9 protein-coding genes are annotated in these 12,266 nt (G+C 38.6%); all 9 read left to right on the forward strand.

Going from position 1 to position 12,266, the window contains the following annotated elements; all coding sequences use genetic code 11:
- Positions 1 to 2 precede the first annotated feature (2 nt).
- The 9 genes from IEV09_RS08525 to IEV09_RS08565 all read left to right on the forward strand — a co-directional run bounded on the left by IEV09_RS08525 (position 3) and on the right by IEV09_RS08565 (position 12,266).
- Entirely contained in the window at positions 3 to 1,367 is a 1,365-nt protein-coding gene (locus IEV09_RS08525) for an acetyl-CoA carboxylase biotin carboxylase subunit (RefSeq protein ID WP_188367868.1), read from the forward strand.
- 14 nt (positions 1,368 to 1,381) lie between these two features.
- Positions 1,382 to 2,254: an acetyl-CoA carboxylase, carboxyltransferase subunit beta gene (gene accD / locus IEV09_RS08530; RefSeq protein WP_188367869.1), complete on the forward strand. Its 873-nt coding sequence runs from the start codon at positions 1,382 to 1,384 to the stop codon at positions 2,252 to 2,254.
- The gene (locus IEV09_RS08535) at positions 2,247 to 3,032 is read left to right on the forward strand and encodes an acetyl-CoA carboxylase carboxyl transferase subunit alpha (RefSeq protein WP_188367870.1); all 786 of its coding nucleotides are present in this window, start codon (positions 2,247 to 2,249) and stop codon (positions 3,030 to 3,032) included. The genes accD and IEV09_RS08535 overlap by 8 nt, the downstream gene beginning before the upstream one ends.
- 116 nt (positions 3,033 to 3,148) lie before the next feature.
- Positions 3,149 to 3,673, forward strand: a complete 525-nt coding sequence (locus tag IEV09_RS08540) for an acyl-CoA thioesterase (protein ID WP_188367871.1) — start codon at positions 3,149 to 3,151, stop codon at positions 3,671 to 3,673.
- 106 nt (positions 3,674 to 3,779) lie between these two features.
- Positions 3,780 to 5,609 carry a translational GTPase TypA gene (typA, locus tag IEV09_RS08545; RefSeq protein WP_188367872.1) on the forward strand — a complete coding sequence of 610 codons (1,830 nt, stop codon included), beginning with the start codon at positions 3,780 to 3,782 and terminating at the stop codon, positions 5,607 to 5,609.
- Between the two features lie 589 nt (positions 5,610 to 6,198).
- Complete coding sequence (locus IEV09_RS08550) at positions 6,199 to 6,498, forward strand: DUF1507 family protein (RefSeq protein ID WP_188367873.1); 300 nt, start codon at positions 6,199 to 6,201, stop codon at positions 6,496 to 6,498.
- A gap of 4 nt (positions 6,499 to 6,502) precedes the next feature.
- Complete coding sequence (locus IEV09_RS08555) at positions 6,503 to 7,660, forward strand: FtsW/RodA/SpoVE family cell cycle protein (RefSeq protein ID WP_188367874.1); 1,158 nt, start codon at positions 6,503 to 6,505, stop codon at positions 7,658 to 7,660.
- 18 nt (positions 7,661 to 7,678) lie between these two features.
- Complete coding sequence (locus IEV09_RS08560) at positions 7,679 to 11,110, forward strand: pyruvate carboxylase (protein WP_188367875.1); 3,432 nt, start codon at positions 7,679 to 7,681, stop codon at positions 11,108 to 11,110.
- Between the two features lie 37 nt (positions 11,111 to 11,147).
- On the forward strand, positions 11,148 to 12,266 hold the full coding sequence (locus IEV09_RS08565; RefSeq protein ID WP_188367876.1) for a CAP-associated domain-containing protein: 1,119 nt from the start codon (positions 11,148 to 11,150) through the stop codon (positions 12,264 to 12,266).

Genomic DNA, 12,266 nt, shown 5'->3' on the forward strand with positions numbered 1-12,266 from the left:
ATATGTTTTCAAAAATTTTAATTGCAAACCGTGGTGAGATTGCTGTCAGAATTATTCGCGCATGTCGTGAACTCGGCATTCAAACGGTAGCGGTTTATTCAGAAGCAGACAAAGAGGCTCTTCACGCAGAACTTGCGGACGAGGCGATTTGTATTGGTCCAGCTAAAGCAGCGGATTCTTATTTAAATGTACAACAAATATTAAGTGCTGCCATCGTAACAAAAGCGCAAGCAATTCACCCAGGATTCGGTTTTCTTTCAGAGAACAGCCAATTTGCAGCGATGTGTGAAGAGATTAATGTTGCGTTTATTGGACCTAAAAGTGAAACAATTGACGCCATGGGGAATAAGATTAATGCTCGTCGTTTAATGATTGAAGCCGGCGTTCCTGTAATCCCTGGAAGTGATGGTGCGATTTCAACGGTTGAAGAAGCAATCGAAATTGCTGAAACAATTGGCTATCCTGTGATGCTAAAAGCGGCAGCAGGTGGCGGTGGTAAAGGGATTCGTAAAGTGACTACACAAGAAGAACTTGCACCGAATTTTGTATCGGCTCAACAAGAAGCGAAGGCAGCATTTGGTAATGACGAAATGTATATTGAAAAAATTATTTATCCGGCGCGTCACATTGAAGTTCAGATCTTAGGTGATCATTACGGACATGTGATTCACTTAGGCGAGCGTGATTGTTCGTTGCAACGTAACAACCAAAAAGTCTTGGAAGAAGCGCCTTCTGTAGCAATTACGGAAGAAAAACGTCAAGAAATTGGCGCAGCAGCTGTACGTGCAGCCAAAGCAGTCTCGTATCGTAATGCAGGAACGATTGAATTTTTAATGGATCAATCGGGAGAATTTTATTTCATGGAAATGAATACTCGCATCCAAGTGGAACACCCAATTACTGAAATGGTAACGGGCGTCGACCTTGTAAAAAAACAACTTGAGATTGCCAGTGGTGAAAAGTTAACACTACAACAAGACGATATTACGATTACAGGGCATTCAATTGAATGTCGGATCAATGCAGAAAACCCAGCATTTAACTTTGCGCCTTCACCGGGTAAGATTAAGAACTTATTATTACCAGGTGGTGGTATGGGATTACGTGTGGATAGTGCGATGTACTCAGGTTATACAATTCCACCTTACTATGATTCAATGATCGCAAAAGTCATTGTGCACGGTGAAACCCGTTTAGAAGCCTTAATGAAAATGCAACGCGCACTCAGCGAATTTGTAACAGAAGGCATTACAACGAACGTGGAATTTCAGATGGATTTAATTAGCCATCCAAACGTTGTTGCAGGTGACTATACGACAGCCTTTTTACAAGAAGAATTTCTACCAACATGGACGCCTGAAAACTAAGAGGAGGTCTTTAAATGGCTTTATTTAGAAAGAAAAAAAACTATATACCCATTCGACCTGCTCATAAAAGCCCAGCATCAGAAGGACCGCAAGTTCCGGATGATATGTGGGCGAAATGTCCAAGTTGTAAGCATATCTTGTATCGCAAAGATATGGGGGAAGAAAAAATTTGCCCAAACTGTGGATACAATTTTCGGATTACCGCTTGGGAGCGATTGGCTCTAACGGTCGATGAAAAGAGTTTTAGTGAATGGGATACTGATTTACTGACGAAAGACCCGTTAGATTTTCCGGGATACGTCGATAAATTAGAGAAAATAAAAGTAGCAACGAAGTTAAACGAAGCGGTTTTAACAGGTAAGGCAACCGTTAAAGGGCAAGAAATTGCTCTAGCGATCATGGATTCGCATTTTATTATGGGAAGTATGGGAACGGTCGTGGGTGAAAAAATCACGCGTTTATTTGAACGAGCGATTGAATTACAATTACCAGTTGTCATCTTTACGGCTTCGGGTGGCGCACGAATGCAAGAAGGAATTTTATCCTTAATGCAAATGGCTAAAATCTCGGCAGCGGTAAAACGCCACAGCAATGCAGGTTTGTTTTATTTGACGATCTTAACGGATCCGACAACTGGTGGTGTAACAGCTAGTTTTGCGATGGAAGGTGACGTTATTTTAGCGGAGCCTCAAGCATTAATCGGCTTTGCTGGTCGTCGAGTGATTGAGCAAACAATTCGTCAAGAGTTGCCAGAAGATTTCCAGAAGGCAGAATTTTTATTGGAGCATGGTTTTGTCGATCAAATCGTGCCAAGAATGGCATTGCGTCAACGGATTTTTGAATTGGTTCAGATGCATACAGCGAAAGGATGGGGGAGTCATGACTAGAACGGCACATGAAATTGTTCAAATTGCTCGCTCAAAAGATCGTTTAACGGCGTTGGATTATTTTGAAGGGATTTTTGACGATTTTCAAGAATTTCACGGCGATCGTTTCTTTGCTGACGACGAAGCAGTCGTAGGAGGCGTCGCATTATTAGATGGGAAACCAGTAACGGTCATTGGGATTCAAAAAGGGCGCAACTTACCAGAGAACTTGCGTCGAAATTTTGGTTCTCCGCACCCTGAGGGCTATCGTAAGGCGTTGCGTTTAATGAAACAGGCAGAGAAGTTCAAACGACCAGTCATCACCTTCATTAACACGGCAGGGGCCTTTTGTGGTATTGGGGCTGAAGAACGTGGCGAAGGTGAAGCGATTGCTCAAAACTTACTCGCAATGTCAGATTTAAGTGTACCAATCATTTCAATTATTATTGGTGAAGGTGGTAGTGGTGGTGCTTTGGCGCTGGCTTTAGGTGATGAAGTTTGGATGCTAGAGCATTCGATTTATGCAATTCTTTCACCAGAAGGCTTTGCATCGATTTTATGGAAAGATGGTAGTCGCGCCAATGAGGCCGCTGGTTTAATGAAAATTACTGCTCGTGAGTTAAAAGAATTAGACGTTGTTGATCGTGTGATTCTAGAAACGTTTCGTGGGGAACCATTGACCCAAGAAGCAATTATTAAGCGACTGCAGAGTGATTTAATTCATAAGTTAAAAGAACTATCGCGCAAAAAATTGCCTGACCTTTTAGAAGATAGGTATCAACGCTTTAGAAAATATTAAGAAACAAAGGACGTGGATGTGAGAAGCCAATCACATCTTTTGTTCCTTTGTTTTTTTCTCGACAAGCCCCCCATTTGTTTGTATACTACAATAGCTTAAGGAGTGGAGGAATAACTATGGAAGAAGTCAAAGTATGTCGTGTATCAAAAGTCGTTCAAACGCATCGGATTTTTCCGTTTGATTTGAATCCTTTTGGTTTTTTATACGGAGGGCGTTTGATGACGTTGGTAGATGATGCGGCATCGATTTCAGTCAGCCGTCATTGTCGTCGAGGAGCTGTTACCGCATCGTTGGATCAATTTAATTTTTTGAAACCACTACACGCGAATCATTCCGTCTGTATTGAAACGTATATTTCAGGTGTGCATCGTAAATCGATGGAGGTCTTTGTCAAAGTGATTGGTGAAGATCTAGTCACAGGGGAACGTTACTTAGCTGCAACGAGCTTTATGACTTTTGTTGCTATACCTAGCCACATGAATGAAGAGACGAATTTTACGTTACCTAAAGTCCAACCTGAAACAAGTGAAGAAAAGCTTGTTTGTGCAGGTTATGAGCAACGTCGTCAACATCGTTTATTAGAAAGAGAAGCCTATAAAACCTTCTCAAATCAGTTATCATTAGAGCTTCCATGGATGTAAATAAAAAAAATATGACGATTTGAAAACTTTTCACTATATTTCAGAAAGTTTTTTTGTTATAATTGCTTGTCGAATGGAAAGCCATAAGAAAAAAGGAGAAAATAAATTGAAATATAGAACAGACCTACGCAACGTCGCGATTATCGCCCACGTTGACCACGGTAAAACAACATTAGTCGATGAATTATTAAACCAATCTGATTTAGTTAGCCAACGTGGTGAAGCAAAATCAATGGATTCAAATGCAATCGAACAAGAACGTGGAATTACGATTTTAGCAAAAAACACAGCGGTTGAATATAAAGGTTCACGTATCAACATCTTAGATACACCAGGGCATGCCGATTTCGGTGGTGAAGTGGAACGTATTATGAAGATGGTTGATGGTGTTATCTTAGTTGTTGACTCATATGAAGGGACAATGCCTCAAACACGTTTCGTATTGAAGAAAGCGTTAGAGCAAGGCGTTACACCAATCGTTGTTATCAACAAAATTGATAAACCTTCTGCGCGTCCAGCACACGTTGTTGATGAAGTATTAGAACTATTCATCGAATTAGGGGCAGAAGACGACCAGTTAGACTTCCCAGTTATTTATGCTTCAGCATTAAATGGAACATCAAGCTTATCTGATGATCCAGCAGACCAAGAAAAAACAATGAACCATGTATTTGATACGATTTTAGAGCATATCCCAGCACCAGTTGACAATAGTGATGAGCCATTACAATTCCAAGTATCATTACTTGATTACAATGACTACGTTGGACGTATTGGTATTGGACGTGTCTTCCGTGGAACAATCCGCGTAGGAGACCAAGTATCATTAATGAAACTTGATGGTACAGCTAAAAACTTCCGCGTTACAAAATTAATGGGCTTCCTAGGTTTTGATCGTGTTGAAATCCAAGAAGCAAGAGCGGGCGATTTAATCGCTGTTTCAGGAATGGAAGATATCTTCGTTGGAGAAACAGTAACACCTGCCGATCACCAAGAAGCACTACCAATCTTACATATTGATGAGCCAACATTACAAATGACTTTCCTTGTCAACAACTCACCATTTGCTGGTCGCGAAGGAAAATTCGTAACTGCTCGTAAAATTGAAGAGCGTTTAATGTCAGAATTACAAACAGACGTTTCATTACGTATTGACCCAATCGGACCAGATTCATGGATTGTTTCAGGTCGTGGAGAGCTTCACTTATCAATCTTAATTGAAAACATGCGTCGTGAAGGTTATGAATTACAAGTTTCACGTCCAGAAGTTATCGAACGTGAAATTGATGGTGTGAAATGTGAGCCATTTGAACGTGTTCAAATCGATACACCAGAAGAATACTTAGGTTCAGTGATTGAATCTTTAGGTAACCGAAAAGCTGAAATGCAAGATATGATTAACACAGGTAACGGTCAAGTACGTGTCATCTTCTTAGCACCTGCTCGTGGTTTAATTGGTTACACAACCGAATTCTTATCATTAACGCGTGGTTATGGAATCTTCCACCATACGTTCGATCAATATTTACCAATGATCAATCAACAATTAGGCGGCCGTCGTCACGGTGCATTAGTTTCGATTGATACTGGTAAAGCAACAACTTACTCAATCATGAGTATTGAAGAACGTGGAACGATTTTTGTTGAACCAACAACAGAAGTTTATGAAGGTATGATCATTGGTGAAAATGCACGTGAAAATGACTTAACAGTTAATATCACAAAAGCAAAACAAATGACTAACGTTCGTTCAGCGAATAAAGATCAAACTTCAGTTATCAAAAAACCTCGTCACCTAACATTAGAAGAATCTCTAGAATTCTTAAATGATGATGAATACTGTGAAGTAACACCAGAAAACATTCGCTTACGTAAACGTATCTTAAATAAGAGTGAACGTGAAAAAGCAGCGAAAAAAAGTAGAAAAGCAGATTAATCTGTTTATCGATAAAAGAAAAGCTCAAGAGAAAATAACTCTCTTGAGCTTTTTGTTTAGGTTGTATAATATTTGGTGTTGATTGAGAATCGATTTGAGATTTTCTTTCAGCGCTTTTTTGACAAAAAGAGGGCCGCCTCAAATACCTTGAATGCAATAGCTACCAGTAGCTTCCGCATTCAAGGATTCATGTTCTCTTTATCAGTGTATCATTCCTCTTTAGACATGGATGTTTCTTGCTTAACGATGCAAGCATTGTTCGTGATTTAAGCGAAATGAATCTGATTATTCAGTAGGAATTTTGTTCAGAGAGTAAATCTTGAACGTTAATTTAAAAAAAATTGCATAAATGTTACGCAATAATTGCTTTATTTTTTTAAAAATGTGGGTAACTTTAAATTTAAAAAATCAAAAAGCTTGTTAAATGAACCTTTCTTGAAATTAATAAAATTTAAACCAAGCTAAAAAGTTTCATATTGTTGTTTTGTTTCACGAAAAGTTAAATTCCGTTTTTTCTTGAAAAGTTCCAAGGAATAAAAGGAAAATTATGCTATAATGATGAAACGAATAAAAAAGGAGGGTATTGAAAATGGAAGAATCTTCCGGTAAACGAGCGATTGTGCTGCTTGAGGAAGAAGCAAATCGCATTCGACTTTTAATTTCGAATCAAAAAAATAGCCTGTGTATCGCCCATTGTAAAGCCTTTGAGGAAGTTGTTGATACTCAAATGTATGGACTGTCCCGACAAATTGCTTTTGCGGTATCCTTAGAAGCGATTACCAACAATGAAGGACAGCAACTATTAAGTGATTTAGAACGCGATTTAAATCGTATGTATCATGAAGTATTTGCAGAACGTCAAGAGATTGAAACAGGCAAGGAGGGGTAGTAACTTGCCAAACACGTTAAAAAAAAGACATTTACTCGACTGGGGAATTTTACTTCCATATCTTATTCTAAATATTTTAGGATTGATGATGGTTTATAGTACGACCTCTTATGTTCAGTTGATCAAGGGCGGAAATACCGCCAAGCAAGCGATAAGTCAATTTGTCTTTTGGATGATTAGTATGTTTGCGATTTTTATTATCTATAAGATGAAACTCGATTTTTTAAAGAAAAAAATGTTAGTGTATACTGCGATGGTTGTGATTACCTTTCTGTTGATCCTGGCATTCTTCTTTGATCCAGTCAATGGTAGTTATGGTTGGATCCAAGTTCCTGGTGTGGGAACCATTCAACCGGTTGAATTTTTAAAAGTCATCATTATTTGGTTTTTAACTGTTACTTTAGCTAAAAACCAAGAAATTGTTCAAGAAAAATTTCTGGATATCGTTAAGGGCTCACTCTTTGTAATTTTGGGTCAAATTGTGATTTTATCATTTTATCCAGATTATGGTAATGCAGCTGTTATCGTTTTGTTGGTTATGATTATTTTATTAGCAAGTGGCATCAATTATCGTTTTACATTAGTTGTGGGGGGGCTATCTGTGGTGGGTAGTTATCTTGCGGTATTGTTTGTTAATAGTATAGGTAAAGTTTTTTTACCAGCCCACGTTGTCTCGCGTTTTGCGGCCTTTCGTAATCCGTTCGTGGATGAGTTTGGTGATGGTCATCAAATGATTCAAGGGTATTATGCCATGTTTAATGGTGGATTATTTGGACGTGGCTTAGGTAATAGTATTCAAAAAAATGGTTTCTTGAAATTCGCTCACACCGATTTTGCCTTTGCAATCGTGGTTGAAGAATTAGGCTTGATTGTTGCAATCATCGTCTTAGGGATTTTATTTTATTTGATTGCACGAATCATTTTAATCGGTACCCGCTCAAACGATCCATTTAATTCAATCATGTGCTACGGCATTGGTGGATTATTATTAATTTCTGTCTTTGTTAACTTAGGCGGAATTACAGGGATTATTCCTTTAACAGGAATTACGTTCCCCTTTATTAGTCAAGGTGGATCAAGTTTATTAACCTATTCGATTTGTATCGGATTTGTCCTAAATATTAGTGCGGACGAAAAAAGAAAAAAATACCAATTGGTTTAATTAAAAAGGAGTAGTTGTATGAAAAAGATTTTAGTAGCTAACCGTGGAGAAATTGCAACGCGCGTCTTTCGTGCTTGTTCGGAATTGAAAATTAAAACAGTCGGTATTTATGCAGAAGAAGATGAGTATTCTGTACATCGCTTTAAAGCAGACGAAGCCTACGTTGTTGGGAAAGGCAAACGTCCAATTGATGCGTATTTAGATATTGAAGACATTATTCGTATTGCTAAGGATTCGGGAGCTGAAGCGATTCACCCTGGTTATGGATTTTTATCGGAAAATTTAGCTTTTGCTCGTCGTTGTGAAGAAGAAGGTCTTGTTTTTATTGGTCCAACACCCCATCATTTAGATATTTTTGGTGATAAGATTAAAGCAAAACAAGCAGCAATTGAAGCCGGTGTGCAATCAATTCCTGGGACAGACGGTCCGATTGATTCAGTAGAAGACGTCTTAGCTTTTGCAAATGATTATGGCTATCCCGTAATGATTAAAGCGGCTCTTGGCGGCGGCGGTCGTGGTATGCGTGTGGCACACAACGAATCGGAAGCAAAAGATGGCTATGAACGTGCGAAAAGTGAAGCGAAAGCCGCTTTTGGTAGTGACGAAGTTTATGTAGAAAAATATATTAGTCAACCCAAACATATTGAAGTACAAATTTTAGGGGACACACACGGTAACGTGATCCATTTATTTGAACGTGACTGTTCCGTGCAACGTCGTCACCAAAAAGTGGTTGAAGTTGCTCCTTGTGTCTCAATGTCTGATGAACAACGTGAAGAAATTTGCCAAGCAGCTGTTAAATTAATGAGTCATGTTGGTTATATTAACGCTGGAACGGTGGAATTCTTAGTTGAAGGTCAAAATTTCTACTTTATTGAAGTTAATCCACGTGTTCAAGTAGAACATACAATTACAGAAATGATTACCGATGTTGATATTGTAACGAGTCAAATTTTGATTGCTCAAGGTTTGGATTTACATAAAGAGATTGGTATTCCAACGCAAGATAAGTTAACTTTTGAAGGAGCAGCAATCCAATGTCGTGTGACAACGGAAGATCCTGTAAATAACTTTATGCCAGATACAGGTAAAATTGATACGTACCGCTCTCCAGGTGGTTTTGGTGTGCGTTTAGACGTTGGTAATGCTTATGCAGGTGCCGTTGTTACGCCTTACTTTGATTCGTTATTAGTAAAAGTTTGTACGCATGGTGCAACATTTGAACAAGCGATTAGCAAAATGGAGCGTAGTTTGAAAGAATTCCGTATTCGTGGTGTCGAAACAAACTTAGCCTTCATGCGTAACGTTGTAAAACACCCAGAATTCCGTACTGGTCAAGCGCATACGACCTTTATTGATACAACACCTGAATTGTTTGAATTCCCACGTACGAGAGACCGTGGAAATAAAACAATGAAATACATTGCTGAAATTACAGTCAATGGCTTTCCAGGAATTGAAAAAGTGCGTAAAAAGCATTTTGATACGCCGCGTATTCCTAAAAAGTTAGAAATCGTTGAACCAAAAATCTTAACGGCTAAAAACATTTTAGATACACAAGGAGCAGATGCTGTTTCAAAATGGGTTTCCGAACAAAAGAACGTCTTGTTAACTGATACAACTTTCCGTGATGCACATCAAAGTTTACTTGCAACACGTGTTCGGACAACAGATATCGCAAAAATTGCGACACAAACGGAACAAGCAATTCCAACATTATTCTCAAGTGAAATGTGGGGCGGCGCAACGTTTGACGTGTCGTATCGTTTCTTAACGGAAGATCCGTGGGAAAGATTACGTACATTACGTAAACGCATGCCAAATACGCTTTTACAAATGTTATTCCGTGGTTCAAATGCGGTTGGTTATTCAAATTACCCAGATAACGTGATTGTTGAGTTTATTAATGAAGCAGCCAGTCAAGGAATAGATGTCTTCCGTATTTTTGATAGCTTAAACTGGATTCCACAAATGGAGAAAAGTATTCAAGCTGTTCGCGATGCAGGCAAATTGGCAGAAGCAGCGATTTGTTATACCGGTGATATCAATGACCCGAGCCGTGCGAAATACAACGTGCAGTACTACATTGATATGGCGAAAGAATTACAAGCCTTAGGTGCGCATACGATTGCGATTAAAGACATGGCAGGACTCTTAATGCCACAAGCTTCTTATCGTTTAATTAGTGAGTTAAAGGCTGCAATTGATGTGCCAATTCACTTGCACACACATGATACAAGCGGAAATGGTATTATTACGTATTCTGCGGCTGTTACAGCAGGTGTCGATATTGTCGATGTGGCAATTAGTGCGATGAGTAGCCATACGAGTCAACCAAGCTTAAGTAGCTTATACTTTGCTTTAGTCAATGGTAAACGAGTACCGGATGTTGAAATTAAAAAAGTTCAAAAATTAAATCATTACTGGGAAGATGTGCGCATGTTCTACAAGCCATTTGAAAATGGTTTGAATGCACCTCAAACAGAAGTTTACTTACATGAAATGCCAGGTGGTCAATATTCAAACTTACAACAACAAGCTAAAGCAACAGGGCTTGGTGAGCGTTGGGATGAAATTAAAGAAATGTATCGCCATGTAAATATGATGTTTGGTGATATTGTTAAAGTAACGCCTTCATCGAAAGTTGTAGGGGATATGGCACTCTTTATGGTGCAAAATGATTTAACAGAAGAAGACATCTACGAACGTGGAACGGAATTAAGTTTCCCAGAATCAGTTATTAGCTTCTTTAGAGGTGACTTAGGACAACCAGTTGGTGGTTTCCCGAAAGAATTACAAGCGATTATTTTAAAAGGCAAAGAAGCTTACGATGTACGCCCAGGCTCATTAGCTGCACCGGTTAATTTTGATGATGTTAAAGCGGAATTAGCGCAGTTAATTGGTTATGAACCAAAACATGAAGAAGTACTAAGTTACATTATGTATCCAGAAGTCTTCTTAACTTACCGTAAAACGTATGACATGTTTGCTGACGTCAAAGTTTTAGATACACCAACGTTCTTTTATGGTATGCGTTTAGGTGAGCGTGTCAACGTTGAAATCGAAAAGGGTAAAGTCTTGATTATTCGTTTAGATGATATTGGTGAACCTGATTTAGAAGGAAACCGAACACTATTCTTTAACTTAAACGGTCAACGTCGTGAAATTATTGTTAAAGATAGTTCAATCAAGAGTACGATTCAAGCTAAACAAAAAATTGAGCCGACAAACAAAGAACATTATGGTGCAACGATGTCAGGTTCTGTCTTAGAAGTGAGTGTTAAAAAAGGTGACAAAGTCAAACGTGGCGATACATTGCTTGTTACTGAAGCGATGAAGATGGAAACAACGATTCAAGCTCGTTTTGATGGTATTGTTGAATTAATCTACGTTTCAGCGGGAGAGCCGATTGAATCAGGTGACTTGTTAATTGAAGTAAAAGAAAAATAAACGTTTCATTGTTTTAAAGAAGAGGAGGTGGTTTTTTGTGAATCGTCGAGGATTGTTGTTCATGTTTGTGTTATTGCTTTGTTTTATTGGGGTGTACTTACAACCGGTAATTTCCTACAAAGCATCGCCACTGCCTGTTCAACCGACTGCGCACAAGGAGCCACCTTCTACGACTTTAAATACGCAAAAAATTGCGACAGAAGGCTTAGCTGTTTGGATTGGTCAATCGATTACTCAATTTGAACAATTTTTTGGGGAAGCAACGAGTGTCACAGAATCGGGTTTTGGTTTTCAAAATCGAACCTACCAAACACCAGAGATGAGTTATTTAGAAATTGTGACGACGAAACAAAAAATTAATAGCATCAAGGTGTTACGTGTCGGGGAACTAGATATTACGCCTTTTCATTTCCGAATGGATTTACAAGACGTGACGAAATTTACCACCATTTCACCAAACGTTACCTTTACGTTTCAAGGGGCGTCTTATAGTTTGGAACTCATGGAAGATGATATGAATTATCGTCCTTTGGTGGCATTTGAAAATGACAGTTATGCGATTTTATTTTTTGACCATCGTCAACCATCAAGTGGCTTATACAGTGTGATGTATTTGGACGCTGAGACGTTGATTAAACTGTCGCCGTACTTAATTACAGAAGGTGCCGATTTGCATTACGTGGCACAAAAAGATGCGGATTGGGAACAAATTAATCGTCAAAACATGGCGAAAAGCTTGAATACTATGCAAAGGCTACGTAAAGATCTTGGTTTTGAGCGCTATCAAACTGATTTTGAAACACAAAAAGCATCAGAAGAAATGTTAACTCTTTTTTTAGAAAATCCAGAAGAAATCTTATCGACGGAACGATTGCAATCGTTACAGCGTGTTGCGCGTCATGAAGAACATCAAACATGGGTATTAAGCAACAAAGAAGCCAAAAATATTTTAGATACGATCGATTCAAGCGCAACGATTCATTTTGAAATGCCTGTTTACGATCCCATCTTTACAATTTTATCTTGGTACAATAATCCTTATTTAGTGACGCATCTTTATTTTGAAGAATTAGAATCAATAGGTGTTGCCTTCTCTAAAGAAAATGTGTTAGTCTTATTTCAAGAAGTTAAAAATACAACAGAAAGCAGTGACTAA

The organism is Enterococcus alcedinis, from assembly GCF_014635985.1.
Classification (GTDB): Bacteria; Bacillota; Bacilli; order Lactobacillales; family Enterococcaceae; genus Enterococcus_I; species Enterococcus_I alcedinis.